This window comes from Nocardia sp. NPDC051900 (genome assembly GCF_044452545.1).
GTDB classification, from domain to species: domain Bacteria; phylum Actinomycetota; class Actinomycetes; order Mycobacteriales; family Mycobacteriaceae; genus Nocardia; species Nocardia sichangensis.
The window spans coordinates 53,906-78,957 of record NZ_JBITBU010000017.1; the positions used below are offsets into that span (position 1 = coordinate 53,906).

The 25,052-nt window shown below is 68.8% G+C and carries 24 protein-coding genes and 1 pseudogene; 17 read left to right on the forward strand and 8 right to left on the reverse strand.

Annotated elements, in window-relative coordinates:
* The first annotated feature begins 8 nt into the window (after positions 1 to 8).
* From ACIA5H_RS26580 to ACIA5H_RS26610, 7 genes and pseudogenes are all read left to right on the forward strand, one after another.
* Positions 9 to 1,046: a branched-chain amino acid ABC transporter permease gene (locus ACIA5H_RS26580; protein WP_355078248.1), complete on the forward strand. Its 1,038-nt coding sequence runs from the start codon at positions 9 to 11 to the stop codon at positions 1,044 to 1,046.
* A complete protein-coding gene (locus tag ACIA5H_RS26585) occupies positions 1,043 to 2,461 on the forward strand; it encodes a branched-chain amino acid ABC transporter permease (RefSeq protein ID WP_379255587.1) in 1,419 nt (472 codons plus the stop codon). The genes ACIA5H_RS26580 and ACIA5H_RS26585 overlap by 4 nt, the downstream gene beginning before the upstream one ends.
* A gap of 41 nt (positions 2,462 to 2,502) precedes the next feature.
* Positions 2,503 to 3,390, forward strand: a pseudogene (locus tag ACIA5H_RS26590) (ABC transporter ATP-binding protein); the annotation flags it as partial.
* A gap of 186 nt (positions 3,391 to 3,576) precedes the next feature.
* On the forward strand, positions 3,577 to 4,272 hold the full coding sequence (locus tag ACIA5H_RS26595; protein ID WP_245562527.1) for an ABC transporter ATP-binding protein: 696 nt from the start codon (positions 3,577 to 3,579) through the stop codon (positions 4,270 to 4,272).
* A gap of 224 nt (positions 4,273 to 4,496) precedes the next feature.
* Positions 4,497 to 6,173, forward strand: a complete 1,677-nt coding sequence (locus ACIA5H_RS26600; protein ID WP_356967823.1) for a DUF885 domain-containing protein — start codon at positions 4,497 to 4,499, stop codon at positions 6,171 to 6,173.
* Between the two features lie 115 nt (positions 6,174 to 6,288).
* Positions 6,289 to 9,033, forward strand: a complete 2,745-nt coding sequence (gene polA, locus ACIA5H_RS26605; RefSeq protein ID WP_397078047.1) for a DNA polymerase I — start codon at positions 6,289 to 6,291, stop codon at positions 9,031 to 9,033.
* A 200-nt stretch (positions 9,034 to 9,233) separates the two neighbouring features.
* Positions 9,234 to 9,728 carry a beta-class carbonic anhydrase gene (locus ACIA5H_RS26610; protein WP_397078049.1) on the forward strand — a complete coding sequence of 165 codons (495 nt, stop codon included), beginning with the start codon at positions 9,234 to 9,236 and terminating at the stop codon, positions 9,726 to 9,728.
* A 70-nt stretch (positions 9,729 to 9,798) separates the two neighbouring features.
* On the opposite strand, the gene ACIA5H_RS26615 is transcribed toward ACIA5H_RS26610, so the two are convergent.
* On the reverse strand, positions 9,799 to 10,113 hold the full coding sequence (locus tag ACIA5H_RS26615) for a DUF6191 domain-containing protein (protein WP_355078243.1): 315 nt from the start codon (positions 10,111 to 10,113) through the stop codon (positions 9,799 to 9,801).
* A 426-nt stretch (positions 10,114 to 10,539) separates the two neighbouring features.
* Between ACIA5H_RS26615 and ACIA5H_RS26620 the strand changes: the two genes are divergently transcribed.
* Entirely contained in the window at positions 10,540 to 10,977 is a 438-nt protein-coding gene (locus ACIA5H_RS26620; RefSeq protein ID WP_356967829.1) for a 2-keto-3-deoxygluconate kinase, read from the forward strand.
* A gap of 161 nt (positions 10,978 to 11,138) precedes the next feature.
* On the opposite strand, the gene trxA is transcribed toward ACIA5H_RS26620, so the two are convergent.
* Positions 11,139 to 11,510 (reverse strand): thioredoxin, encoded by a 372-nt coding sequence (gene trxA / locus ACIA5H_RS26625; protein WP_355078241.1) that lies wholly within the window; start codon positions 11,508 to 11,510, stop codon positions 11,139 to 11,141.
* A 47-nt stretch (positions 11,511 to 11,557) separates the two neighbouring features.
* Complete coding sequence (locus ACIA5H_RS26630; RefSeq protein ID WP_397078052.1) at positions 11,558 to 12,088, reverse strand: 2'-5' RNA ligase family protein; 531 nt, start codon at positions 12,086 to 12,088, stop codon at positions 11,558 to 11,560.
* Positions 12,089 to 12,167: 79 nt separating this feature from the next.
* On the opposite strand from ACIA5H_RS26630, the gene ACIA5H_RS26635 reads away from it, so the two are divergent.
* The gene (locus ACIA5H_RS26635) at positions 12,168 to 13,262 is read left to right on the forward strand and encodes an isocitrate/isopropylmalate dehydrogenase family protein (RefSeq protein ID WP_379255581.1); all 1,095 of its coding nucleotides are present in this window, start codon (positions 12,168 to 12,170) and stop codon (positions 13,260 to 13,262) included.
* A gap of 3 nt (positions 13,263 to 13,265) precedes the next feature.
* Here the strand turns inward: ACIA5H_RS26635 and ACIA5H_RS26640 are convergent, their stop codons facing one another.
* Genes ACIA5H_RS26640 through ACIA5H_RS26650 form a run of 3 tightly spaced genes read right to left on the reverse strand, consistent with a single transcriptional unit; the run spans position 13,266 to position 16,541 of the window.
* A complete protein-coding gene (locus ACIA5H_RS26640) occupies positions 13,266 to 14,597 on the reverse strand; it encodes a diacylglycerol/lipid kinase family protein (RefSeq protein ID WP_397078055.1) in 1,332 nt (443 codons plus the stop codon).
* The gene (locus ACIA5H_RS26645) at positions 14,597 to 16,003 is read right to left on the reverse strand and encodes a hypothetical protein (protein WP_379255577.1); all 1,407 of its coding nucleotides are present in this window, start codon (positions 16,001 to 16,003) and stop codon (positions 14,597 to 14,599) included. Before ACIA5H_RS26645 ends, ACIA5H_RS26640 begins: the two co-directional genes overlap by 1 nt.
* Positions 16,004 to 16,061: 58 nt before the next feature.
* Positions 16,062 to 16,541: a hypothetical protein gene (locus ACIA5H_RS26650; RefSeq protein ID WP_356967835.1), complete on the reverse strand. Its 480-nt coding sequence runs from the start codon at positions 16,539 to 16,541 to the stop codon at positions 16,062 to 16,064.
* A gap of 295 nt (positions 16,542 to 16,836) precedes the next feature.
* Here ACIA5H_RS26650 and ACIA5H_RS26655 point away from each other — a divergent pair, with 295 nt between their 5' ends.
* On the forward strand, positions 16,837 to 17,289 hold the full coding sequence (locus ACIA5H_RS26655; RefSeq protein ID WP_379255574.1) for a DUF6325 family protein: 453 nt from the start codon (positions 16,837 to 16,839) through the stop codon (positions 17,287 to 17,289).
* 9 nt (positions 17,290 to 17,298) lie between these two features.
* Positions 17,299 to 17,625: an SHOCT domain-containing protein gene (locus ACIA5H_RS26660; protein ID WP_379255573.1), complete on the forward strand. Its 327-nt coding sequence runs from the start codon at positions 17,299 to 17,301 to the stop codon at positions 17,623 to 17,625.
* An 18-nt stretch (positions 17,626 to 17,643) separates the two neighbouring features.
* Here the strand turns inward: ACIA5H_RS26660 and ACIA5H_RS26665 are convergent, their stop codons facing one another.
* A complete protein-coding gene (locus ACIA5H_RS26665) occupies positions 17,644 to 18,105 on the reverse strand; it encodes an SHOCT domain-containing protein (protein WP_356967839.1) in 462 nt (153 codons plus the stop codon).
* 715 nt (positions 18,106 to 18,820) lie between these two features.
* Between ACIA5H_RS26665 and ACIA5H_RS26670 the strand changes: the two genes are divergently transcribed.
* The 3 genes from ACIA5H_RS26670 to ACIA5H_RS26680 are packed head-to-tail and all read left to right on the forward strand — an operon-like array spanning position 18,821 to position 21,492.
* Positions 18,821 to 19,744 (forward strand): ABC transporter substrate-binding protein, encoded by a 924-nt coding sequence (locus tag ACIA5H_RS26670; RefSeq protein WP_397078059.1) that lies wholly within the window; start codon positions 18,821 to 18,823, stop codon positions 19,742 to 19,744.
* A 3-nt stretch (positions 19,745 to 19,747) separates the two neighbouring features.
* On the forward strand, positions 19,748 to 20,707 hold the full coding sequence (locus ACIA5H_RS26675) for an amino acid ABC transporter permease (protein WP_379255572.1): 960 nt from the start codon (positions 19,748 to 19,750) through the stop codon (positions 20,705 to 20,707).
* Positions 20,708 to 20,739: 32 nt separating this feature from the next.
* Complete coding sequence (locus ACIA5H_RS26680; RefSeq protein WP_379255701.1) at positions 20,740 to 21,492, forward strand: amino acid ABC transporter ATP-binding protein; 753 nt, start codon at positions 20,740 to 20,742, stop codon at positions 21,490 to 21,492.
* 5 nt (positions 21,493 to 21,497) lie between these two features.
* On the opposite strand, the gene ACIA5H_RS26685 is transcribed toward ACIA5H_RS26680, so the two are convergent.
* On the reverse strand, positions 21,498 to 22,397 hold the full coding sequence (locus tag ACIA5H_RS26685; protein WP_397078061.1) for a LysR family transcriptional regulator: 900 nt from the start codon (positions 22,395 to 22,397) through the stop codon (positions 21,498 to 21,500).
* 71 nt (positions 22,398 to 22,468) lie between these two features.
* Here ACIA5H_RS26685 and ACIA5H_RS26690 point away from each other — a divergent pair, with 71 nt between their 5' ends.
* The 3 genes from ACIA5H_RS26690 (at position 22,469) to ACIA5H_RS26700 (ending at position 24,966) form a co-directional block, all read left to right on the forward strand.
* Positions 22,469 to 23,830 (forward strand): FAD-binding oxidoreductase, encoded by a 1,362-nt coding sequence (locus tag ACIA5H_RS26690; RefSeq protein WP_397078063.1) that lies wholly within the window; start codon positions 22,469 to 22,471, stop codon positions 23,828 to 23,830.
* Positions 23,831 to 23,910: 80 nt separating this feature from the next.
* The gene (locus ACIA5H_RS26695; protein WP_397078065.1) at positions 23,911 to 24,795 is read left to right on the forward strand and encodes an SPFH domain-containing protein; all 885 of its coding nucleotides are present in this window, start codon (positions 23,911 to 23,913) and stop codon (positions 24,793 to 24,795) included.
* 12 nt (positions 24,796 to 24,807) lie between these two features.
* Entirely contained in the window at positions 24,808 to 24,966 is a 159-nt protein-coding gene (locus tag ACIA5H_RS26700; protein ID WP_168434213.1) for a toxin-antitoxin system HicB family antitoxin, read from the forward strand.
* Positions 24,967 to 25,052: the final 86 nt, after the last annotated feature.

The window sequence follows — 25,052 nt, forward strand, 5'->3', positions numbered from 1 at the left end:
AGAAATAAATGAAACAAACGGCATTGGCCGCCGGGGTACAACTCGCGGCCGGCTCGGTCGACTTCAACTACGAGGGGCTGATCGATAATTTCTGGCGGCTGACCGTCGACGGCGTGACCTATGGCGCCATCTATGCCTTGGTCGCCGTGGGCTACACCTTGGTGTACGGCGTATTGCGGCTGATCAATTTCGCCCATTCGGAAATTTTCATGCTCGGGTTGTTCGGCCAGTTGATCGGATTGATGATCTTCGGATTCACGGCAGGCCCCGACGCCTACACCCAGGGCGTGGCGCTCACGGTCGTGTACCTGGGCTTGGCGATGGTGGTGGGCATGCTCGTATCCGGCGGCGCGGCCGTCGGATTGGAACGGGTGGCCTATCGTCCGCTGCGCAAGCGCGGCGCCAAACCGCTGGCCTTCCTGATCACCGCGATCGGCATGTCGTTCGTCCTGCAGGAACTGGTGCATTTCGTGCTGCCGAAGATCCGCCCCGATCTCGGCGGCACCAACGCGCAGCAGGCCATCCGGCTCGTCGAGCCCACCGTGCAGTTCAGTTTCGGCGGCGCGGATGTCACCAACATCATGCTGCTCATCGTGATCGCGGCCGTGGCGCTGGCGATCGTCACCGAAGTCCTGATCAACCGGACCAAGTTCGGGCGCGGTATCCGCGCCGTGGCGCAGGATCCCGACACCGCGACGTTGATGGGCGTTTCGCGGGAGCGGGTCATCATGCTGACCTTCCTCATCGGCGGTGTGCTCGCGGGCGCGGCGGCGATGCTGTACACGCTGAAGATCCCGAACGGGATCATCTACTCCGGTGGATTCATCCTCGGTATCAAGGCGTTCAGCGCCGCGGTGCTCGGCGGCATCGGCAATCTGCGCGGCGCGCTGCTGGGCGGTCTGGTGCTCGGCGTGGTGGAGCAGTACGGCCAGATGCTGTTCGGCACCGAGTGGCGTGACGTGGTCGCGTTCGTGGTGCTCGTTCTGGTGCTGATGGTTCGCCCGACGGGCATCCTCGGCGAGAGTCTCGGAAGGGCGCGCGCATGACCGACACGACTACGACGGCGTCCACGCCGGACCCCGGGCGCCGCGGCCTCGGGGACGCGATCCGGACCTGGTGGGACGGCTTGAGCAGGCCCGCGCAGTGGGGCGTCGGCGTCCCGATCCTGCTCCTGCTCGCCTTGCTCCCGCTGTTCCCGCCGCCGCTGCTGAACACCCCTTCCTACAATTTCGGCCTGGTGATGGCGCAGGTCGCGATGTACGCGCTGCTGGCCATCGGCCTCAATGTCGTGGTCGGGCAGGCGGGCCTGCTCGATCTCGGCTACGTCGGCTTCTACGCGGTCGGCGCCTACACCGTCGGCCTGCTCACCAGCCCCAACAGCCCGTGGAACCAGACCGACGGCGGCTGGCTCGATCCGAAATGGGCGTGGCTGGCGTGCCTGCCGATCGCGGTCGCGGTGACCGCGGTGTCCGGTCTGATCCTCGGTTCGCCGACGCTGCGCCTGCGCGGCGACTACCTGGCGATCGTGACGCTTGGCTTCGGTGAGATCGTCCGGTTGCTCGCGGAGAACCTCACCGAGATCACCAACGGCAGCCTCGGCCTGTCGGGTGTCGCGTATCCGCACGTCGGCGAGTCCGCGAGCAGGCCGGAAGGCGTGTTCTCCGGCGGCAACAGCGGCAACCCGGACAGCGCCGACCTGCTCGACCGCGCCGGCTACGGCACCTATTGGTACTGGCTCGGCATGGTGCTGGTGGTGATCGTGCTGCTGGTGGTCGGGAACCTGGAGCGCAGCCGCGTCGGCCGCGCTTGGGTCGCCATCCGCGAGGACGAGGACGCGGCCGAGATCATGGGCGTGCCGACGTTCAAGTTCAAGCTGTGGGCGTTCATGATCGGCGCCGCGGTGGGCGGCATGTCCGGCGCGATCTACGCCGGACAGGTGCAGTTCATCAATCCCACCGGGTTCAACATCATCAACTCGATGCTGTTCCTGTGCGCGGTGGTCATCGGCGGGCAGGGCAACAAGCTCGGGGTGATCTTCGGCGCGTTCGTGATCGCCTATCTGCCCGCAAGGTTGCAGTCGGTGAACCTGGTGAGCAACGAGTCGACCGGGTACGTCCTGCTGGCGATCGATGTCGCGGTGTTCGTCGCGCTGATCGTCGCGTGGCGGCTGTGGTCGGGCCGGCTGAGCGTATGGCCGCGGCGCGGCGTGATCACCGCGATGGTGGTGACCGGCGTGCTGGCATTGCTGCTGCTCGGCAGTGTGCTGCTGTTCCGCAAGGGCGGCGCGCAGTCGCTGGGCGACCTCAAATATCTGTACTTCGGCATCGCGTTGGTGGTGATGATGATTCTGCGTCCGCAGGGTCTGTTCCCGGTGCGGCAGAAGCTGCTCACCTACGGCAGGCAGGTGTACCAGGCCGTGCGCAGACCGGCCCCCGTCGAGCCGATCGGAGCGGGCCGATGACCGGGCCGGGTGCGGGCGACGCGCTGTTCGACAACGAGGACATGGCCGCGGGCTACGCGGCCGAGCCACAGGCCGAGTCCGCGGGCACGGTCGACGTCACCCAGGTGATCCCGGAACTCGCCGACGCGGAGACCGTCGCGGAAGTGGTGGCCCCGCGCCGCGAGATCGAGACCGCGGTGGGTGCGCCGCTGCTGCGGACCGAGGGCCTCACGGTGCAGTTCGGCGGGCTCACCGCGCTGGACCAGGTGAGCTTCGAGATCCGCCGCGGCGAGATCCTCGGTCTCATCGGACCCAACGGGGCGGGCAAGACCACGTGCTTCAACGCGATCACCGGCGTCTACCAACCCGCCTCCGGACTGGTGTACTTCGACGGCAAACCGCTGACCAAGACCAAGCGCAATGCGATCACTCGCCTCGGCATCGCCCGCACGTTCCAGAACGTGCGCCTGTTCGGTGAGATGACCGCGCTGGAGAACGTCGTGGTCGGCACCGACGCGCGGCACAAGACCTCGGTGCCGGGCGCGGTGTTCCGGACGCCGCGGCATCGGCGCGAGGAACGTGACGCCATCGAGCGCGGGATGGCGCTGCTGGAGTTCGTCGGAATCGCTCCGCGCGCGGTGGAGAAGGCGCGCAACCTGTCCTACGGCGACCAGCGTCGCCTGGAGATCGCCCGCGCGCTGGCCACCGAGCCGAAGCTGCTGTGCCTGGACGAGCCGGCGGCCGGGTTCAATCCGAGCGAGAAGTCCGCGCTCATGGACCTGATCCGCAAGATCCGCGACGACGGGTTCACCGTGCTGCTCATCGAGCACGACATGCGGCTGGTGATGGGCGTGACCGACCGGATCGTGGTGCTGGAGTTCGGCCGCAAGATCGCCGACGGGCTCCCCGGGGACATCAAGGACGACCCCGCCGTGATCGCCGCGTATCTCGGCGTGCCGGACGCCGAAGCGGTCGAAACCGGCTCCGCCACAGGCGAAGACGGCGCGTCCGGGGATGTCGCGCCGTCCGGGCCCGAGCCGGAGGCGGTGCCGCTCGCCAAGGCCGCGGCCACCGAGCCGGTGGCGGAGACGGCACGCGAGACCGCAGCGGGCACACCGCTGCTCGAAGTCGAGGGCATGGTCGTCAACTACGGCAGGATCCAAGCGCTGCACGGGATCTCGCTGACCGTCGCGGAGGGCGAGCTGGTCACCCTGCTCGGCGCCAACGGCGCGGGCAAGACGACCACGATGCGCGCGATGTCGGGACTGCTGCCGTTGACGCGTGGCCGGATCCTGTTCGAGGGTCGCGACATCACCCAGATGAAGGCGCACGAGCGGGTGCTGCACGGGTTGATCCAAGCGCCGGAGGGCCGGGGCGTCTTCCCCGGCATGACGGTGCAGGAGAACCTCGACATGGGTTGCTACGGAAGAGGTTTCAAGCAGAAGGCCGAGTACGACCGGACCTTGGAGTGGGTGTTCGAGCTCTTTCCCCGGTTGCTGGAGCGGCGCAAGCAGGTCGGCGGCACGCTCTCCGGCGGTGAGCAGCAGATGCTGGCCATCGCCCGCGCGCTGATGGCGCGGCCGCGGCTGCTGCTGCTCGACGAACCGTCGATGGGATTGGCGCCCATGGTGATCCAGCAGATCTTCCGGATCATCGGCGAGATCAACCAGCAGGGCACCACGGTGCTGCTGGTGGAGCAGAACGCGCAGCAGGCGCTGGCCCGCAGCGACCGCGCCTACATCATGGAGACCGGTGAGGTCACCAAGACCGGCCGCGGCGCGGAATTGCTCACCGATCCCGCGGTGAAATCGGCGTATCTCGGCGTGGGCTAGGCGTACCTCCGCCTTCGCTGCGGCCATGCGCGGGCTGAGGACGGACTGCGTCCGACTGCGCCGATTAGGCGTACCTCCGCCTTCGCTGCGGCCATGCGCGGGCTGAGGACGGACTACGTCCGACTGCGCCGATTATGCGTACCTCCGCCTTCGCTAGGGCGGCTTCGCCTGGCTCGCCGCAGACTCCGGTGCCGCGCGGCCTGGCTCGAGGCATGATCGTGACCATGGATGGTCACGACGAGCTGATGAGCTTGGCCGAGCGGTACTGGGACAGCGTCCTCGAGGCGGCGCCGAGCGAGGCGACCCTGCTCGGCGACCGCCGCTTCGACGATCGGATCGAGGATCTGTCCGTCGACGCCGAACAGCGGTTGCTGTCGACCTGGCGAGATCTGCTGCGCGCGGTCGACGCGCTCGACGCCGAGGGGTTGAGCCAGGGCGACCGCATCACCCGCAGCTTGCTGCGCACCGAATTGAACGGTGCGGTCGAGCATCTGGAGTGGCGGCCGCTGGAACTGGCCTCCGACCAGATGAACGGCGTGCACGCGGGCGTGCTGATGGTGGCGCCGCAGACGAACGCGCCGCGGCCGGAGCACGCGCTGGCGCTGGTACGCCGCTACCGCCAGTTCGGGGACATGCTCGGCCAGGCCGTGGAGCGGTTCCGCGCGGGACTGGCCGCGGGCCGCACGCCCGCCCGGATCGCCATCGAGCGCTCGCTCAATCAGCTGGACGGCTACCTGGATTCCGACGTGGCCGCCGATCCGTTCGTCACCTTCGCCGGTCCGGAGGGCTGGGACGGCGAGGCCGCATGGCGCTCGGAATTGACCGAGGTGACGCGGGATGTCATCCGGCCTGCGTTCCAGGTCTACCGCGACGCGCTGTACGACGAACTGCTGCCCGCCGCGCGTCCCGACGACCAGCCGGGCCTGTGCTGGCTCGGTGCCGACGGCGAGGACATCTACCGGCGGCTGCTGCGCCACCACACCACGCTGCCCGATCTCGGCGCCGACGAGATCCACGAACTCGGCCTCGCCGAGCTGGCGAAGCTGCGCGAGGAATACGCGACGGTGGGCGCGCGCCTGTTCGGCACCGGCGATCTCGGTGCGATCTTCGGTCGGCTGCGCGACGATCCCGCGCTGCGCTACGACGACGCCGAGCAGATCATGTTCGACGCCCGCCGCGCCCTGGCCGTGGCGACCGCCGAAATGGGGAACTGGTTCGGGCGCCTGCCGAAGGAGTCCTGCGACATCGTCCCGGTGCCGGAGTTCCTGGCCGCGGATTCGCCTGCGGCGTATTACTTCCCGCCGGCCGCCGACGGGTCCAGGCCGGGCACGTACTTCGTCAACCAGCACCATCCCACCGGCCGTGGGCGCTTCGAGACCGCGTCGGTGGCCTACCACGAGGCGATCCCCGGTCATCATCTGCAACTCACCATCGCCAACGAACTCGACCACCTGCCGCGTTTCCAGCGCCAGTCCTTCGCCAACACCGCCTTCGTCGAGGGCTGGGCGCTCTACACCGAGCGGCTTGCCGACGAGATGGGTTTGTACGAGGACGATCTCGGCCGCCTGGGCATGCTGGCGGGCGATTCCTGGCGCTCCTGCCGGTTGGTGGTCGACACCGGCCTGCACGCGAAAGGCTGGAGCAGGCAGCAGGCGATCGACTTCATGGTGGCCAACGCGCCGGTCGGGCTGGCCGAGATCACCGTGGAGGTGGACCGCTACATCGCGATGCCGGGGCAGGCGGTCGGCTACAAGATCGGGCAGCTGGAAATCCTGCGCCAGCGGGTGGCGGCCACCGAGCGGCTCGGCGCGGACTTCGACATCAAGGCCTTCCACGACGTGGTGCTCGGCTCCGGATCGGTGAGTCTGCCGGTGCTGCGGGAACTGGCGGGCACACTCTGACGGCGCGGGGCGCGACCGGTACTCGCGCCCCGCGGACCGGAATACGGTCCCGGCGGCTCCGGCTGCCGGGTGTCGGCGTATCGCCTTGTCGGTGCCGGTCCCTAGACTCTGGGGCGTGAGTTCACCCACGACCGCTCCGCGTCCTGCCCCCGCGTCCGGCTCCGGCGATCCCGGCTCGGGAGACCGGCCGACGCTGCTGTTGCTGGACGGGCATTCGATCGCCTATCGCGCGTTCTTCGCGCTACCGGCGGAGAATTTCAAGACGGTCACCGGGCAGACCACCAACGCGGTCTACGGCTTCACCGCGATGCTGATCAACCTCCTGCGCGACGAGAAGCCGACGCACGTGGCCGCGGCGTTCGACGTGTCGCGCCAGACCTTCCGCGCCGAGGCCTATCCGGAGTACAAAGCCAACCGCACCACCACGCCGGACGAGTTCCGCGGGCAGGTGGAACTCACCAAGGACGTATTGGGCGCGCTGGGCATTCCGGTGATGGCGATCGAGGGCTTCGAGGCCGACGACATCATCGCCACGCTCACCACGCAGGCGACGGCCGCGGGCTTCCGCGTGCTCATCGTCACCGGCGACCGGGACTCCATCCAGTTGGTGAACGAGAACGTCACGGTGCTGTACCCGCGCAAGGGCGTGTCCGATCTCACCCGGTTCACCCCTGACGAAGTGCTGGCCAAATACGGCCTCACGCCCAACCAGTACCCCGACTACGCGGCGCTGCGCGGCGATCCGAGTGACAACCTCCCCGGCATTCCCGGCGTGGGGGAGAAGACCGCGGCCAAGTGGATCCGCGAGTACGGAGACCTGAACACCCTGGTCGAGAAGGTCGACCAGGTGAAAGGCAAGGTCGGCGACGCGCTGCGGGCCAATCTGAGCAGCGTGGTGCTCAACCGGCAGCTCACCGAGCTGATGCGGGAGGTGCCGCTGCCGTACACCCCGGATCAGCTGGCGCAGGGGCCGTGGGATCGCGAGAAGATCCATCAGCTGTTCGACGATCTCGAGTTCCGCGTGCTGCGCGACCGGCTGTTCGAGACCTTGGCTCCGCCGGAGCCGGAGGCGGAGGCCGGTTTCGAGATCAGCGGCGGCGCGCTGGAGATCGGCGCGGTCGCGGACTGGCTCGCCGAGCACGCGAAAGCCGGTGTGCGCCACGGTGTCTCGATCCTCGGCACCGGCTCCCCGGCCGGCGGCGACGTTCGTGCGCTCGCCATCGCCGCGGGTGACGGCGAGAGCGGCTACATCGACGTCACGGTGCTCACCCCCGAGGACGAGGCGGCGCTGGGCGCCTGGCTGGCCGACCCGGCCGTGCCGAAGGCGCTGCACGAGGCCAAGGCCGCCCTGCACGCCCTGCGCGGCCGCGGCTGGGCACTGGGCGGGCTGACCAGCGACACCGCGCTGGCGGCGTATCTGGTCCGCCCGGGCCAGCGCACGTTCAACCTCGACGACCTGTCACTGCGTTACCTGCACCGCGAGTTGCGCGCCGAGACCGGCGAGACCGCGCAGCTGTCGTTGCTCGACGCCGAGGACGCCGTCGACGCCGAGCTCGCGCGGGCGCAGATGCTGCGCGCGCGTGCCGTCGCCGACCTGGCCGACGCGCTCGACGGGGAACTGGCCCAGATCGAGTCCACCCCGCTGCTGGCGGACATGGAGCTGCCGCTGCTGGGTGTGCTGTCCACCTTGGAGGAAGCGGGCATCGCGGTGGACACCGACCAGTTGGCGACGCTGCAGCGGCAGTTCGCCGACCGGGTGGCCGAGGCGGCCGAGGCGGCCTACGAGGTGATCGGCAAGCAGATCAACCTGGGCTCGCCCAAGCAGTTGCAGGTGGTGTTGTTCGACGAGCTGGACATGCCGAAGACCAAGCGCACCAAGACCGGCTACACCACCGACGCGGACGCGCTGGAATCGCTCTACGAGAAGACCCAGCACCCCTTCCTGGAGCATCTGCTCACGCACCGCGACGCCACGCGCTTGAAGGTCACCGTCGACGGCCTGCTCAAGTGCGTCGCCGAGGACGGTCGCATCCACACCACGTTCAACCAGACGATCGCGGCCACCGGGCGGCTGTCCTCCACCGAACCGAACTTGCAGAACATCCCGATCCGCACCGATACCGGCAGGCAGATCCGCGATACCTTCGTGGTCGGCTCCGGGTACCAGTCGCTGATGACCGCCGACTACAGCCAGATCGAGATGCGGATCATGGCGCACCTGTCCGGGGACGAGGGCCTGATCGAGGCGTTCAACTCGGGGGAGGACCTGCACAGCTTCGTGGCGTCGAAGGCCTTCGACATCCCGATCTCCGAGGTGAGCCCGGAACTGCGCCGCCGGATCAAGGCGATGTCCTACGGCCTGGCCTACGGGTTGAGCTCCTACGGTCTGTCCGCGCAGCTGAAGATCAGCACCACCGAGGCGAAGGAGCAGATGGAGGTCTACTTCGCCCGCTTCGGCCGCATCCGCGACTATCTGTACGAGGTGGTGGAGCAGGCACGCAAGGTCGGCTACACCGAGACGCTGTTCGGCCGCCGCCGGTACCTGCCCGATCTGGATTCCAGCAACCGGCAGCGCCGGGAGGCCGCCGAACGGATGGCGCTCAACGCCCCCATCCAGGGCACCGCGGCCGACATCATCAAGGTGGCGATGATCAACGTGCACCGGGCGATGCGCGAGGCGGGTTTGCGCTCCAGGATGCTGTTGCAGATCCACGACGAACTGCTGTTCGAGGTCGCCGAGGGGGAACGGGAGACGCTCGAGGCGCTGGCGCGTGAGCAGATGTCCGCCGCGATCGCCCTCTCGGTGCCGCTGGAGGTCTCCGTCGGCGTCGGCCGCAGCTGGGATTCCGCCGCGCACTGACCGGCGCGGGCGCACCGCACCGACATGCCGGGCCCCACCGCACGGGCCCGGCATCTGGCATCCCGAGAGCTATCATCGGGCCACCGCGCGCAAGTAAACGAATCACGGTGAACAGGACCCATGTCCCGTGCCGCGCGGCCACCTACCGTGGGGCTGGTCACACATAGGGATTCACGCATACCGAGCGCAGGGGATGGCCCATGACTGTCACCGATGAGTACCTGGAGAACAACGCGGCGTACGCGAGCACCTTCCGAGGCCCGCTGCCGCTGCCGCCCGCGAAGGGCGTGGCCGTGGTCGCGTGTATGGACGCGCGGCTCAATGTCTACGGCGCGCTCGGCCTCGCCGAGGGCGAGGCGCACGTCATCCGCAACGCGGGCGGCGTCGTCACAGCCGACGAGATCCGCTCGCTGGCCATCAGCCAGCGGCTGCTGGGGACCAGGGAGATCATCCTGATCCACCACACCGACTGCGGCATGCTCACCTTCACCGACCACGACTTCAAGGCGAGCATCCAGGAGGAGACCGGCATCAAGCCCGAGTGGTCGCCGGAGGCTTTCTCGGACCTGGAAACCGATGTGCGCCAATCGATCGCGCGCATCGTCGCCAGCCCGTTCGTGCCGCACAAGGACTCCATCCGCGGCTTCGTCTTCGACGTCGCCACCGGAAAGCTGAACGAGGTTCTGCCCCGATAGGGACGAATTTCACACTGCGCCAGTGGGATCCGGGTGAAGTCACCCGGATCTCACTGCGTTGTGGCGTATTTCACGAGGGCTGTCGCACGATCAGGCGCGCCGATCCGGCGCCGAGATCCACCTCGTCGCGGGGTGGCGCGCCGTCGGATGCGTCCTCCCGATGCATCAGCGTCGTCATCCGCTGCTCGAACTCGTGGTGCTTGCCGCCTTGGAAAACCGCCGTGACCTCTTCGAACCCCGCCGCCGCGACCGGAAGCCCCGACCGCTTGCGAGTCCAGGGCAGCGCGCGGCCGCCGGTGAGTTTGTTCCAGGCGACTTCGGCGAAGGCGAACAGGATGAGCAGGACGGCCAGACCGGGAATGGTCATCGCCACGAGGAGACCCATGTCACCGACGCTACCCTTGCCCTGGCCGCACCGCGCTGAACTGCACGTTTGATACTCGCCAGTAGACAATTCGGGCATCGAATGTGGTTGCTATTGCGCCGCGATGTCCCTATCCTCGATGCCGTGCCGAAACCCGCCGACCGCCGCAGCGCAGCGCTCCATGTCGCAGACCGCGACAGCGCTTTGCTTTCGGCGTCGCTCATCGGGCCCTCCGTGGCAACGCAGGCTACCGCCTCCGTGTCCGAGGATCGCGCCGAGCTACTTCCGCTCACCGCGATGGTGGCGCCGCTTCCCCGAGTTCTCGTAGTAGCCCGCCGTAGCGGGGTCTGATTCGGGCCGGCCCCCTCGCTGCGGGCATTTCCACTTGTTAGTGCTGGTCCCCTCTGTCAACTGAGCCACGACATTCTTCGGGAAGACCTACTTTCAATGACCATCCTGACTCTTGATACAGACATGTTCCAGGCCGCCGCGCCCAAGGGCCTACGGGCGGAAGCCACCGGGCTGACCTCGGCGGAGTTCCACAGCCGTTACTGCGCGCACGGCGGTCCGATCCGGCTCGGCGAGTGGTCGCCCGCGGGCGCCAGGACCGCGGAGTTCACCGCCACGCTGGAGTTCGCCGGGCATCTGCGGACCGTCGTCGCCACCGGCAGCCCCGTCGCGGCGATGACCTCGGCCCTCTACGAGGAGGGCTACCCCGTCGAGATCCTGCAATTCCACCAGCGGCGCACCGCCGAGGGCACCGCCACCTTCGTGCAGTGCGAATGCAACGGCAGGCGCGGCTGGGGCGCGGCGATCGCCGACGACGGCGCCGAGTCGACGGTCCGCGCCATGATCGCGGGCGTCAACCTGCTCGGCGTGTCCTGACATCGGGTTATTCGGCCTCGGGGCGGTGGCCTGCCGCCCCGAGGCCCGCACCCGGGCCCTGACGTGCGACAGGGCCCGGACACGGACTGCCGCTTTCGCGTGTCCGTCCCCGGGCCCGAGTGAATTCCGTTGTGGCGCAGTGTCGCACCGCGCCACGCGAACTACTGTTCGGCCTTCTGCTGCTCGGCGAGCTGCTTGCGCACCTCGTCCATGTCCAGCGCCTTGACCTGGGTCACCAGGTCCTCGAGCGCCGCGGGCGGCAGCGCGCCGGGCTGCGCGAACACCAGCACGCCCTCCCGGAAAGCCATGATGGTCGGGATGGAGCGGATGTTGGCAGCCGCCGCGAGGCCCTGCTCGGATTCGGTGTCGACCTTTCCGTGCACCACGTCGGGGTGCTTGGTGGAGGAGGCCTCGAAAGTCGGTGCGAAACTCTTGCACGGGCCGCACCAATCGGCCCAGAAATCGACGAGTACCACGTCGTTTCCGGTGACTACCTCATCGAAATTGTGCTGGGTCAGCGTCTGGGTGGCCATGACGTCCTCTCGTTTCGGTGTGCCTGCTACAACGCGGGCTGCCTCGGTTATCTTCCACGACGGATCCGGCCGACCGGCCACTCGCGCCGCTGATCCCCGTCCCATCGACGGATACCCAGCACCGTCGCGGGGAAATCCCGGTCCCGCGCGACGGCGTGAATGGCCTCGCCGAGTTGTTGCGGGGGCACCCGCCTGGCGAGGGTGATGTGCGGGGTCCACGCGTCCGGATGCAGGTTGGCCGGAACGCCGGGGCACGGGGAGATCGTGTGGAAGATCCGTCGGTGCAGGGCGAGCAGCGCCTCGGACGGGACCACCATCCGCACCAGGATGGGGCGGCGGGCGCCGAAGACCACCAGCCCGCCGAGCCGCACGGGGATCGGCGCGAACGCCTGCTCGTCCAGCGCCTGCTCGATGCGCGGCCAGATCTGCCTGGCCACCCCGGCGGTGATGTGCGGGCGGTTGGACTCGTCGGCGCGCGCGGCGAGGCTCGGCACGCCTGCTTCCGCCAGCAGTTGCCACTGGCGGCGGATCTCCGTGTCGGCGGCCTCGTCGAGGAGTAGTTCGACCGACTGCACCATGGTCTCCCGAAGGTAGCCGCAACCGGCGTGTCCGCGGGCCGGTTCCGGCGGCCGGGCGCGCCGGCGGGAGGATGTCCCGGTGAACGACGTGAAGCGACCCCGGGCGCACCGGGCACTGCGACTCGGCCTGATCGACGGCGACGGCATCGGCCCCGAGGTGGTGCGATCCGCCAGGCAGGTCGTCGACGAGGCGCTGTCCGCGGCCGGCGCCGCCCCGGTCGAGTGGGTGCCGCTGGCCATGGGACACCAGGCCATCGCCGAGTTCGGCACTCCGCTGCCCGAGCAGACGCTCGAGCAGCTGGCCGCTGTGGACGCGTGGATTCTCGGCCCGCACGACAACGCGTCCTATCCGGCCGAACATCGCGTCGCGCCGGGCGGGGTGATCCGCAAGCATTTCGACCTCTACGCCAACATCCGTCCCGCGCGGGCCTTCGAGGGTGTGCACGCGGCGGCCCCGGATATCGACCTGGTGATCGTGCGGGAGAACAGCGAGGGGTTCTATGCCGACCGCAACATGTTCGCCGGGTCGGGGGAATTCCGGCCGACGCCGGACATCGCGATGTCGGTCGGACTGGTGACCCGGGCCGCCTGCGAGCGGATCGCGCATCAGGCGTTCCGGCTGGCCGCGACCCGGCGCAAACGGGTGACGATCGTGCACAAGGCCAACGTCCTGCCCCTGACCATGGGCCTGTTCCGCGACGTCTGCCGTGCTGTCGGCCAGGACTACCCGGGAATCGAGGTCGACGAGGAACACGTCGACGCGGCGGCCGCGCACCTGGTCCGCGCCGCCTCCGACTACGACGTCCTGGTCACCGAGAACCTGTTCGGCGACATCCTGTCCGACCTGGCCGGTGAGTTGAGCGGATCGCTCGGACTGGCCGCGTCGCTCAACTGTTCGGCCACCACGGCCATGGCGCAGGCGGTGCACGGCGCGGCCCCGTCGCTGGCCGGGCACAACCGGGCGAACCCGGTGGCGCTGCAACTGTCGGCGGCGATGCTCTTGCGCTGGCTGGCGACCCGGGACGCCGAGATGGCCCTGGCGCGGGCGGGCGAGCGGATCGAACGCGCCGTCGCCGCGACCTTCGGGGCGGGCATCGCCACCGCCGACCTCGGCGGACTGGCATCCACCAGCGAATTCACCGAGCAGGTTTGCGCCAGGGTGCATCGCAGGTAGCGGTCAGCGAAATTTGCGCGGCCCGGCCAGTTCTCGCAACCGCGCCCAGTTCAGCGTCGGTGGCGACACCCGCGTGCCCGGCCGGGTCCGCGGCACCCGCACCCGCAGCGCGCCGGGCAGGATCGCGCAGCGCACCGGCGTTTCGAGGCGGAGGGATTCGCCGTCCACACCGACCGGGATCTCGGCCCGGTCCGCGTCGACGACCACCTCGGTGGCGGTGAGCCGCACCAGACCGCGATCGTGCGCCCGCCGCAGCAGGCCCACCGCTTGGCGCGTGCTCGCCACCGTGACCGTCACCACGCCGAGCAGGCCCGCGTCCAAGCGGGCGCGGCGGCCGAGGCCCGCGAGATCGCCGGTGGCGTAAGGGCCGTTGCTGACCAGGACCGCCTGGGGCCCGTCCACGGACACGTTGCCGATGCGCGCTCGCAACCCGGTGTCGGAGCCACGTCCGAGCAGGTCGGGTAGCAGGCGCAACACGGTCCCGGTCTTGTCGTCGCGATACTGCGGACTCCGCACCACCTCCGCGTAGACGCCGAAGGACGCGTTGTTGACGAACGTGCGCCCGTTGACGGTGCCGAGGTCGACCAGGATCTCGACACCGTCGCGCAGCGCAGCCAAGCCCGCGGCCGGGTTCGTCGTATCCAGTCCGAGATCCCGCGCGAAATGGTTTCGCGTACCGGCGCCGATCACCACGAACGGTAGCCGGTGTTCCGCGGCGACCGCCGCTACCGAGGCCTGGGTCCCGTCGCCACCGGCCACGCCGAGGAGGTCGGCACCGCGCCGCACCGCTCGCCGGGCTAGCGCGGCGACATCGATCGGATGCGGCCCGGCCAGCAGCGCCACTTCGGCCCCGAGTTCCCTGGCCCTGCGTGGCAGATCGAACTCGAGCACCTTGCCGCCACCGGAGCGGGGATTCATCACCAGGAACGGGTGTCGTGCCGGGGCGGCGGGGAACTCGGGTAGGCGCGACTGCCCACCGTCGTTCCGCAATGCCCGCCGTGCGAACGCCACGGCCGCCGCGACCAGCGCGCCGGAGACCAGCACCACCCACAGTTGCCGCTCCCGCACGAACAGAAGCACCACCACGATCGGCGACGAGATCGCCAGGGCCGCCGAAACGACCCGCAGCACGCCACGGTTGATCAAAAACCAGTAGGTCCCGGCGACGCTCAGCGCGACACCGCCCGTCCCGGCGATCAGCAGAGTGAGCAGACCGAGCAGCCCCGCCACCGCGAGCGGCAGCACGGCCGCGGCGATCGCGGCGGCGAATGCCGCCCTGGCCCACCATTGCCGAGCGATCGGGGGCCGCGCCGAGCCCGCCTCGGCTTCCGGCATCACGCACCGGCCCCGGCCGGAGTCTTGTCCTCCGGCTCGGGCTCGGCCTGCCAGGCACGAGCGGGACGAATCAACAGTTCCAGCAGGAGCAGCGCCAGCAGCGCGCCCAGGACGATCCACACCACCACGAGACCGGTGGGGTAGCGCCAGAACACCAGCAGCAGCGCGGCGATGCCGATGATCGCGCAGCGCAGCGCGGTGCGCGCCCGGAAAGCCCAGGTCTCCACGGGGTTCGGCGGACGCGATCGCCGCAGGCCCTGTACCGCGTCCATGCCGCGCCCGAATCCACGGCGCACCGCGATGGCCGAGGCCGAGCCGCCGGTGAGGTAAGCGCCCAGCGCGATGACCAGGCCGAGCACGGCGACCCCGCGCAGCGCGGTCCGCAACGGCACCATCACCGTGTCGGTGATGACGGTGGCCGCGTCCGGTGACAGCACGTCGGGCGGAATCTCGTCCAGATACAGCGCCCGGGCGACCATCAGCGCGATCGCCAGGATCAGCATGCCCACCGCCAGCGCGAGACCCACGAAGGCCAGGGCGCGGCGGCGACGGCCGACGGGTGCCGCGGCGATCGCGGCCACAGCGGCCGCGATCGTCACCCACGGCAGCACTGCCGAAGCTTTGTCGAGATTGTCGACCGCCCGTTGCGCCCGTACCAGTTCCGGCGACCGGAACAACACGAACTGTTTGTCGACCGCGGGGATCTTCTCGGCGAACGTGAATCCGCGATCGATCAGCCGCGCCTTGACGTTCTCGATCACGGTGCGCAGCGAGAGGCTCACCGTGCCGTTCTCGTCGACGGTCACCGACTGCGGGCCGACGTGGCCGGTCAGCACCCCCACCAACGCGGTGTGGGCGGCGCGGTTGGCTTGCACCCACAGATCCTCGAACTGGTCGCTGCGCACGAACGACAGCACGGTGTCGTTGACGAAGCCGCGGGCCTGCTGCGTGATCACCGGCGCCAGACCCTCGACCGCCCGGTCCACCCGAGGCCGGTTCGCGGTCGCCGGAACGGCGTCGGTCAGCGCGGCCAGGGCGTCCGCGGTCAGGCCCTCGATGTCGACGCGAGCGAAGATCTCGTCGGTGACCGTGTCGGCCACCTCCGTCTGCAGCGCCGGATCCGACCCCAGCGGAGCCACCGTGCTCAGGTACCGGTCGGTGTCGAGGATCTCGCCGCGCACGAAGCGCGCCAGTACCGTGGTGATCGCCAGGACGGCGACCAGCACCGTCAATATCACCACCGCGGTCCACCGCCACGCATGCCGCGGTGGCCGCGACACCCGCGGCGGCGCGCCGCGCGCCTCCGTCCGCAGCGCGGCGACCTCGGCGCGCAGGCGCACGAGCTCGGCGCGTTCGTCCGCGCTCAGCCGACTTTCGGGTGCATTGTCACTCGCGTTGGAATCCATGGGTTCCTCACTCCAGGAACGGATTCGGGCTGCGGGACGCGACCGGCAGCGGCGCTGCTCAGGCCGTCGCCGAGCCGGAGGGCGGCGCTCCGGGGCCAGCGGCGGAACCCGGCCCCTGGAACGTGGTCTCCGGGTTCCACGTCGTGACGGCCCAGATCACCACCACGTCCAGCGCGATGATCAGGATGGACCAACCCGGGTAGTACGGCAGCCACAGGAAGTTGGCGATGATCGACAGCGCCGCGATGACGATCGCCGACACCCGCGCCCAGGTCGCGCCGGTCATCAACGCGATGCCGACGACGATCATCACCACGCCGAGCACGATGTGCGTCCATCCCCAGGCGGTGAAGTCGAATTTGAAGGTGTACTGCTGACCCTGGACGAACAACTCGTCCTCGGCCACCGCCGAGATTCCTTGGAACAGCTGAAGGAACCCGACGGTGGTCAGTATGATCGCGGCCGCGATCGATGTGCCCGCGGCGATGCCTTGCCGGACGCGGTGGTTTTCCTGGCCCACAGGCGTGTGTTGCGACATTTGCGGTTCCCTTTCGCGACGATTTCGTATCGGCATGGGATGTGCGCATGCACGCCATGTCGGGACGGGCTTCGAACCTGAGGGTCCGGGCCGGGCTGAAGGTTTCGCGACCGGGTAGCGGTCGGCGGCGTACGCTATGACTGAGATTAGCATCGGGATGGCAGCCGAGTTCGAAGTTGTCATTTCTCGGATCCGGGATGCCGGTGCGTATTCCGGGAGACCTGTGGGAGGCCGATCGGCACGGCGGCCCGATTCGAACGAATTTCGTCATTTCGCAATGGAAAAGAGGCTTCCGGTGACCGGTACCGATATCGACGCGATAGGCCCTATTGACTATCTCGTTATCGAATTTCCCCCGGATCGACCCCCGGACGGTTCGGCGCTGCCCATGCTGGCCGACCTCGTCGAGCGCGGCATAGTCCGGGTCCTCGATCTGGCGTTCGTCCGCAAGGACACCGACGGTTCGCTCACCGGAATCGACATCGCCGACATGGGACTCGAAGGGGACTTCGACATCACCCTGTTCGCGGAGGCGGGCTCGGGCCTGCTCGACGAAGCCGACCGCAGGGAAGCCGGGGCGGCGCTCGAACCGGGATGTTCGGCCGCGATCCTGGTCTACGAGAACAGGTGGGCCGCGCCTTTCGCGTCCGCGTTGCGCCGCAACGGCGCTCAGCTCGTGGCCTCCGGGCGCATCCCGGTGCAAAGCCTTTTGTCGTCGTTGGATGCCCTCGAGGCACAGAGTCGATAGGAGACAGTCATGCCAGGTTTGCTTCGCGGAGTCGCCCGCACCGCCGTCGTCGCGGGCACCGCGACCGCCGTCTCCAATCGGGTCTCCCGACGTCAGGGGGAACGCTGGGCGGCGCAGGAACAGTCGCAGTACGACCCGTACGCGCAACAGCAGTACACGCAGCAGCAGTATGCGCCGCAACCCGCCGCGCCGCAGCCCGCGCCCGCACCGCCGAGCGGCGGCGGTGCGGGCATGGACCGGATCACCGCGTTGAAGGAACTCGCCGAACTCAAAGCTCAGGGCGTACTCACGGAACCCGAATTCGAGGCCGAGAAGGCCCGCATCCTCGCTTCCTGAGCGCGAGACCGGCGCTGGTCACCGACCCGCAGGCCGGGTGGGCGCCCCGCTCGGTTGCGGCGTCGGCGCCGCGCCCGCTTGCGGCGCCGCACCGGGCTGCTGTCCTGCCAGTGCCTGGGCCTTGAGTTGCTCGAATTCGGCCACGGTGATCGCGCCGGAGTCGAGGAGGGCTTTGGCGTCGGCGATGCTCTCCGCAGGAGACCTGCCCGCCACCTCCCGGATGTACTGGTCGGTGGCTTGTTTCGCTTCTGCCTGGGCATGTTGGGCGCGCAGGGCCATGCCCCGGCCCCGGACGACGAGGTAGACCAATGCCGCGAGGTAAGGGAACACCACCAAGGCGATCACCCACACGGCTTTGGCGATGCCCGAGACGGAGTGATCCCGGAACAGATCGACCAGAATCTGGAACAGCACGATCAGGTATGCCACGAAAGCGAATACGAGGATCGTGTACCACACGTAGTCCCAGAACGAATCCATGATGTGAACCTCCTCTGACGAGCCCGCGGCGTATTCGAAATCCGCGGCTCACCATGTCCTGGATCGGACCGTCGGACGGCCCGGTGGCCGGAAAACAAACCTTTCTCTGTGCGCTTGCCGGGCTCTGCCTGCCGTATATCTCTTTGTTCGGTAGGCCGGCCCGCATCGGTGCTCGGGGCGGGCGTCGTGCGAAGCGTCCGAAAGAGGGAACGTTTCACCGCCGCCGTGTCGCTCGAATATTCGAGGGCACATCGATTTTCGAGTGTCCGGACAGTCGTTCGGTTCATCCGTCGATCCGGAGAAACTCGTCCGGCCCGAAAAGACCGGCAAATAATCATCGGCGCTGGCGGAGGCGTCGTCAAGATTGCCGGGGAATTCGGCGCCGGTGCCGCAACGGCGTCGTCGCGCGGACGGAGCCGGTGTCCGATGGGCCGCGTGCACGGATGTGAGCGCCGTGTCCACCGCCACGCTCCGGACAGCACGCGTGGGAAGAGCCGCGGCGGACGGCGGCGGAACCGGGCCGACGCAGAGCCCGAGCCGACGTCGTTCATTCGATCCGCGGAGCGGCACCCGGCGGAGTAGGGTCTCCCCGCCGGCGCCCCGGCACGGGGCGCGCGAGCAGATCGTGTTGCTGTTGCATTACTGTCCAGCGCGGAGCGGCCCGGTCGCTTAAATTGCCAAACGGGTGATGACGCCCGGGTAGCGTGGAGCCAAAATGTGGAGGGCTGCTGTGTCTGATCGTTCGTTTCTCGGCAGGCGCGCCCTGCGAGCCGCCACGGGCGCGCTCGTTGCGGGCGCACTGGTGCTGACCGGATGTACCACCAACACCGAGGACACCGGACCCTCGGTGGCCAAGGTGCAGGTGGACAAGGTCGACGAGATCGCCGCACAACTCCCCGACAAGATCAAGCAATCCGGCCGGCTCGTCGTCGGCGTGAACATCCCCTACCAGCCGAACGAGTACAAGGACGCCAGTGGCCGGATCGTCGGCTTCGACGTGGACCTGATGGACGCGATCGCCTCCGTGCTAGGCGTCAAGGCCGAGTACCTCGAGTCGGCCTTCGAGAAGATCATCCCCTCGATCCAGGCGGGCACCTACGACGTGGGCATGTCGTCGATCACCGACTCCAAGGAACGTGAGCAGCAGGTCGACTTCACCACCTACTTCAACGCGGGCATCCAGTGGGCCCAGCAGAAGGGCAAGCCGGTCGATCCGGAGAACGCCTGCGGCAAGAAGGTCGCCGTGCAGGCCACCACCGTGGAGCACACCGACGAGGTGCCCGCCAAGAGCGCCAAGTGCGTCGCCGCGGGCAAACCCGCCATCGATATCAAGTCGTTCGACGAGCAGAGCGCCGCGACCAACGCGCTGGTGCTCGGTCAGGTCGACGCCATGTCGGCCGATTCGCCGGTGACGGCGTACGCGATCAAGCAGAGCGGCGGCAAGATCGAGAACGCGGGGCCGGTGTTCGACTCCGCGCCCTACGGCTGGGCGGTGCCTAAGGGCGCGCCGCTGGCCGCCGTGCTGCAGAAGGCGGTCCAGCACCTGATCGACACGGGCAAATACGCCGAGATCACGAAGAACTGGGGCGTGCAGGAAGGCGCGATCACGAAGTCCGTCGTCAACGGCGCCGTGAGCTGATCGATGACGGACAACGACACTCGGCCGGCGCCCGGCGATCCCGGGCCCGGCGGAGCGGATTCGACGCGGGAGCCGGAGCCGATCAAAGCGGTTCCGCTGCGCAGGCCGGGGCGCTGGATAGCGGCGGCGGTCATCCTCGTCCTGGTGGGGTTGTTCGTCTACGGCGCCGCCACGAACCCGGCCTATCGCTGGGATACCTATGGGAAGTACCTGTTCGACACCAGGATCACGGCAGGCGCGATCGTCACGCTGGAACTCACCGTGTGCGCGATGGCGATCGCGGTCGTGCTCGGAACGGTGCTGGCCGTGATGCGGCTGTCGCCGAACCCGGTATTGCGCAGCTCGGCATGGGTGTACCTCTGGATCTTCCGTGGCACCCCGGTGTTCGTGCAGCTGGTGTTCTGGGGGCTGGTCCCCTCGCTGTACAGCCGGATCCAGCTCGGCGTTCCGTTCGGGCCGGAGTTCTTCCACCTCGACGTGCAGCAACTGCAGGCCGCGTTCGCCTTCGCCGTCCTCGGCCTCGGGCTCAACGAAGCGGCGTACATGGCCGAGATCGTGCGGGCCGGGATCAATTCCGTCGGTGAAGGGCAGCGGGAAGCGTCGTTCGCGCTCGGCATGTCCTGGAGCCAGACCATGCGCCGCACGGTGCTGCCGCAGGCCATGCGCGTGATCATCCCGCCGACCGGCAACGAGCTCATCGGCATGCTGAAGACCACCTCGCTGGTCACCGGCATCCCGCTGAGCACCGATCTGTTCGGCCGGGCGCGGGACATCTACGGCGTGAACTTCCAGCCCATTCCGCTGCTATTGGTCGCCGCCACCTGGTATCTGGCGATCACGAGTGTGCTCATGGTCGGGCAGTACTACTTGGAGCGCTACTACTCGCGCGGCGTCTCCCGCACGCTGACCACCAAGCAGCTGCAGGAGCTGGCCGACGCCCAGCAGGGGGAGAAGGCCAAATGAGCGTGCAGGTCGAGAAGACCACGGCCCCTCCGATGGTCCTGGCGGACCGGGTCTGCAAGAACTTCGGCGCACTGCAGGTGCTCAAGGGCGTCTCCCTCGAGGTGGGCCGCGGCGAAGTGCTGTGCCTGATCGGGCCGTCCGGCTCGGGTAAGTCCACCTTCCTGCGTTGCATCAATCACCTGGAGCAGGTGAACGCGGGGAGGCTGTACGTCGACGGCGAGATCGTGGGCTACCGGGAGAAGAACGACAAGCTCTACGAGATGCACCCGCGTGATGCGGCAAAGCAGCGCCGCGAGATCGGCATGGTGTTCCAGCATTTCAATCTGTTCCCGCACCGGACGGCGCTGGACAACATCATCGAGGCGCCCACCCAGGTCAAGAAGGTGCGTAAAGCGGAGGCGGTGACCAGGGCGCGTGAGCTGCTGGACCGGGTCGGGCTGGCGGACAAGGCGAACGCCTACCCGGCGCAGCTGTCCGGCGGGCAGCAGCAGCGCGTCGCGATCGCCCGTGCCCTGGCCATGGACCCCAAGCTCATGCTGTTCGACGAGCCGACCTCGGCGCTGGATCCGGAGCTGGTCGGTGAGGTCCTCACCGTCATGCGGGAACTGGCCCGCTCGGGCATGACGATGGTCGTGGTGACCCATGAGATGGGATTCGCCCGCGAGGTCGCCGACCAGCTGGCGTTCATGGACGGCGGCGTGGTCGTCGAGTCGGGGCCGCCCAGACAATTGCTGGCGGATCCGCAGCACGACCGCACCAAGGCGTTCCTCTCGCGACTGCTCTGAGAGGGTTACATCCCGGCGCGCAACGCGATGCGCAGCTGTCCGAGCAGCACTTTGGCTGCCGGACTCGCGGGACGGTCGGTGCGCCAGGCCAGTGCGAGGCGCCCGCGCGGTTCCGGTTCGACGATCCGGACGGTCCGCACCCCGAAGGCCGCGGCCTCCTCGGTGCTGAGCGCGGGCACGACCGCGACACCGAGACCGCGCGCGGCCAAGCGCAGCAGCAGCGCGGGCGCCGCCGCCTCGTAGGCGATCGCGGGCTCGAATCCCGCCGCGGCGCATGCCCGCTCGAAGACGCCGCGGATTCCGGTGCCGGGGGTGAGGCAGATCAGCGGACGATCCCGCAGCGCGGTCAGCGGGATCTCCGCACCGTAGTCGAGGTCCGCCACCGCGACGGCGGCGACGACCGCGGTCTCCAGCACCACTTCGATGCCGATGCCCGGTTCGAGGTCCGCGCCGGTCATCCCGATCAAAGCGATGTCGAGCTCACCCCGGCCGAGGGCGGCGAGCATCCGCTCGGAGGTGTCCTCGGTGAGGCTGATGCCGACCTCGGGGTGGTCCCCGTGGAATTCGGCGAGCACGGCGGCGACGTCGAACTCCTCGACCGCCGCTCCCGAGATCAGGCCGACCCGGACCTGACCCCGCAGCAACCCGCTGAACTCGTCCACCGTATGGGTGATCCGTTCGGCGGCGGCCAGCGCCGCCTGCGCGTGCCGCAGAACGGCGGCGCCCACTTGGGTCAGGGTCACCGTACGCCCGCCACGGTCGAGCAGCGGTTGGCCGAGTTCGCGCTCCAGCTGCCGGATCTGGGCGCTCAGGCCGGGTTGGGCCAGATGCAGCCGAGCCGCCGCGCGGGTGAAGCTCGCTTCCTGGGCGACCGTGACGAAGTACCGTAGCTGACGCAGCTCCATAACAGATCATTATAGGAACTAGAAGAACTATCTGTTTTACTTCTTCACCCTGGCCGGGCAGGGTCGAAGCCATGGGAAACAACGCCGCACAGATCGAAGAGAACAGCGACATCTTCACCGGCCCGGTCTTCCGTCCTGGCGACGAGGGTTACGACGCGGAGATCGCCGGGTTCCAGACCGCCTACACCCATCGGCCCGCGCTGATCGTGGGCGCGGTGCACACCGAGGACGTGCGCGCGGCCGTGGAGTACGCCGCGCGCCACGATCTGCCGATCGCCGTGCAGGCCACCGGCCACGGACTGTCGGTCGCCGCGGACGGCGGTGTGCTGATCAGCACCCGGCGCATGACCGATATCCGGATCGATCCGGTGCGCCGGACCGCGCATGTCCGCGCGGGAGTGCGGGCGGGCGCGCTGGTGGACGCGGCGGCCGAGCACGGACTGGCGCCGCTGAACGGTTCGTCGCCGTCGGTGGGCGTGGTCGGCTATCTGCTCGGCGGCGGCGTCGGTCTGCTCGCGCGCCGGTTCGGGTACGCGGCCGAGCACGTGCGATCGATCGAGTTGGTCACCGCCGACGGCCGGGTGCGCACGCTGACGCCGGACGACGAGTTGTTCGGCGCCGTACTCGGCAGCGGGGGCAACTTCGGCGTCGTGACCGCGCTGGAAGTCGGCCTGGTCCCGGTCGCCACGGTGTACGGCGGGCAGTTGGTGTTCGACACGCCGCTGGTCGAGCGGGCGCTGGACGCGTGGCGACGATGGACCGCGACCGTGCCGGAGGACCTGACCTCGACGGTCACCATGCTCGCCTTCCCGGATATCCCCCAGGTGCCCGCGCCGCTGCGCGGACGGTATGTCGCCTCCGTCCGGATCGCTTACAACGGGCCCGCGGAAGAAGGGGAACGGCTGGTCGCGCCGCTGCGGGCGGTGGGGGAACGGCTGAAGGACGATCTGCGCGAAATGCCGTACCCGGAGTCGCACACCATTCACAGCGACCCTGATCATCCACACGCCTATGCCGCTACCAACGCGCTACTCGGCGAATTCACCGAGGAGACGGCCGCTGCCCTCCTCGCCGCCGCGGGCCCGGATTCCGGGGCGGGCGCGGTCGTCGACGTCCGTCATCTCGGCGGGGCACTGGCCCGCCCGAGCGATACCGGCATCGCCGTGGATCATCGCGAGGCCGCGTATGTCGTGCGAATCATCACCGGCCCCGAGGATGCCGCGACTCGCGCCGCGATCCGCGCCGCGCTGACGCCGTGGACGCTCGGGCACAGCCTCAATTTCCTCTACGGCGCGGGCGCCGAAGCGGACGAGGCGCAGACCCGCGCGGGTTATCGGCCCGACACCTACGCCCGGCTGGCCGCGCTCAAGGCCGAGCACGATCCGCGCAATCTGTTCCGCTTCAACCGCAACATCCGGCCGGAAGCCAGCTGATCCCACCGCCGCCGCGCCCTGGTGCGGCGCGGCGGCGTCATGCTATCTTCATGATATCACTCTGATATTGGGAGGATGTCATGCAGTTTCGATCCGCGTTCCACGTCGACGGCTTTCTGGTGCTGCTCGGGTGGTTCGTGCTCACGGTTTTGTTCGGCGGCGGCGCGGCGCTCGGTTTCGCCGTGGGCGCCAGGGACGGCAACGGCTTCGCGGTGGCCGGTGCGGTGGCGGCGGTCGTCGTGGTCGTAGTCCTGCTGCTGCTCGCGACCGGGCTGACCGTGGTGAACCCGAACGAGGCCAAAGTGGTGCAGTTCTTCGGCCGCTACGTCGGCTCGGTGAGCGAGCCCGGCTTCTATTCCGTGCTCCCGCTGACCGACCGCAAGAGCATCTCGCTGCGCGTGCGGAACTTCGAGACCCAGAAGCTCAAGGTCAACGACGCCGACGGCAACCCGGTGGAGATCGCCGCGGTGGTCGTCTACCGGGTGGTGGACAGCTTCAAGGCGGCCTTCGCCGTCGACGACTACGAGGAGTACGTCGAGACCCAGTCCGAGGCGGCCGTCCGGCACCTGGCCACGACGCACCCGTATGACGCGCACGAGGCCGACCACACCAGCCTGCGCGACGGAGCGGAGGTGGCCGGGGAACTGACCGTCGAACTGCGTGAGCGCACCGAAATGGCGGGTATCGAGGTGCTGGAGGCGCGGATCACCCACCTCGCCTACGCGCCCGAGATCGCCCAGGCCATGCTGGTCCGCCAGCAGGCCGCCCAGGTGGTCGCCGCGCGGACCCGGATCGTCGAGGGCGCGGTCGGCATGGTCGGCCTGGCGCTGGAGCGGCTCGCTCAGGAGGGCATGGTGGAACTGGACGAGGAGCGCAAGGCGGCGATGGTGTCGAACCTGCTCGTCGTGTTGTGCGGTGACCGTCCCACCCAGCCCGTCGTCAACGCCGGTTCGCTCTACTCCTGAGGCGGGCTGCCCATGGCCGAGCGCAAGAAACTGCTGCTACGCCTGGACCCGGCCGTCCACGACGCCATCGCGAAGTGGGCGGCCGACGACCTGCGCAGCATCAACGCCCAGATCGAGTACGCGCTGCGCCTGGCGCTGGAGCAGGCCGGACGCAAACCGAAGTCGCAGTGACACGACCTCGATACCGATCAGAGATGGTGCCCCGGCCCGAGGGCGCGAAGACTTGCAAGGTGTCAGCAAATGTCCGGCCATCGGAA

Excerpts from the sequence above, each read along its gene's own strand:
- ACIA5H_RS26685 (WP_397078061.1), bottom strand. The coding sequence starts at position 22,397 with ATGGAGCTGCGTCAGCTACGGTACTTCGTCACGGTCGCCCAGGAAGCG.
- ACIA5H_RS26700 (WP_168434213.1), top strand. The coding sequence starts at position 24,808 with ATGGCCGAGCGCAAGAAACTGCTGCTACGCCTGGACCCGGCCGTCCAC.
- ACIA5H_RS26595 (WP_245562527.1), top strand. The coding sequence starts at position 3,577 with ATGGTCGTCAACTACGGCAGGATCCAAGCGCTGCACGGGATCTCGCTG.
- ACIA5H_RS26610 (WP_397078049.1), top strand. The coding sequence starts at position 9,234 with ATGACTGTCACCGATGAGTACCTGGAGAACAACGCGGCGTACGCGAGC.
- ACIA5H_RS26640 (WP_397078055.1), bottom strand. The coding sequence starts at position 14,597 with ATGCCGGAAGCCGAGGCGGGCTCGGCGCGGCCCCCGATCGCTCGGCAA.
- trxA (WP_355078241.1), bottom strand. The coding sequence starts at position 11,510 with ATGGCCACCCAGACGCTGACCCAGCACAATTTCGATGAGGTAGTCACC.
- ACIA5H_RS26620 (WP_356967829.1), top strand. The coding sequence starts at position 10,540 with ATGACCATCCTGACTCTTGATACAGACATGTTCCAGGCCGCCGCGCCC.
- ACIA5H_RS26615 (WP_355078243.1), bottom strand. The coding sequence starts at position 10,113 with ATGGGTCTCCTCGTGGCGATGACCATTCCCGGTCTGGCCGTCCTGCTC.
- ACIA5H_RS26665 (WP_356967839.1), bottom strand. The coding sequence starts at position 18,105 with ATGGATTCGTTCTGGGACTACGTGTGGTACACGATCCTCGTATTCGCT.
- ACIA5H_RS26690 (WP_397078063.1), top strand. The coding sequence starts at position 22,469 with ATGGGAAACAACGCCGCACAGATCGAAGAGAACAGCGACATCTTCACC.
- ACIA5H_RS26660 (WP_379255573.1), top strand. The coding sequence starts at position 17,299 with ATGCCAGGTTTGCTTCGCGGAGTCGCCCGCACCGCCGTCGTCGCGGGC.
- ACIA5H_RS26670 (WP_397078059.1), top strand. The coding sequence starts at position 18,821 with ATGTGGAGGGCTGCTGTGTCTGATCGTTCGTTTCTCGGCAGGCGCGCC.
- ACIA5H_RS26580 (WP_355078248.1), top strand. The coding sequence starts at position 9 with ATGAAACAAACGGCATTGGCCGCCGGGGTACAACTCGCGGCCGGCTCG.
- ACIA5H_RS26645 (WP_379255577.1), bottom strand. The coding sequence starts at position 16,003 with ATGGATTCCAACGCGAGTGACAATGCACCCGAAAGTCGGCTGAGCGCG.
- ACIA5H_RS26680 (WP_379255701.1), top strand. The coding sequence starts at position 20,740 with ATGGTCCTGGCGGACCGGGTCTGCAAGAACTTCGGCGCACTGCAGGTG.
- ACIA5H_RS26585 (WP_379255587.1), top strand. The coding sequence starts at position 1,043 with ATGACCGACACGACTACGACGGCGTCCACGCCGGACCCCGGGCGCCGC.
- ACIA5H_RS26695 (WP_397078065.1), top strand. The coding sequence starts at position 23,911 with ATGCAGTTTCGATCCGCGTTCCACGTCGACGGCTTTCTGGTGCTGCTC.
- ACIA5H_RS26600 (WP_356967823.1), top strand. The coding sequence starts at position 4,497 with ATGGATGGTCACGACGAGCTGATGAGCTTGGCCGAGCGGTACTGGGAC.
- ACIA5H_RS26630 (WP_397078052.1), bottom strand. The coding sequence starts at position 12,088 with ATGGTGCAGTCGGTCGAACTACTCCTCGACGAGGCCGCCGACACGGAG.
- ACIA5H_RS26650 (WP_356967835.1), bottom strand. The coding sequence starts at position 16,541 with ATGTCGCAACACACGCCTGTGGGCCAGGAAAACCACCGCGTCCGGCAA.
- ACIA5H_RS26675 (WP_379255572.1), top strand. The coding sequence starts at position 19,748 with ATGACGGACAACGACACTCGGCCGGCGCCCGGCGATCCCGGGCCCGGC.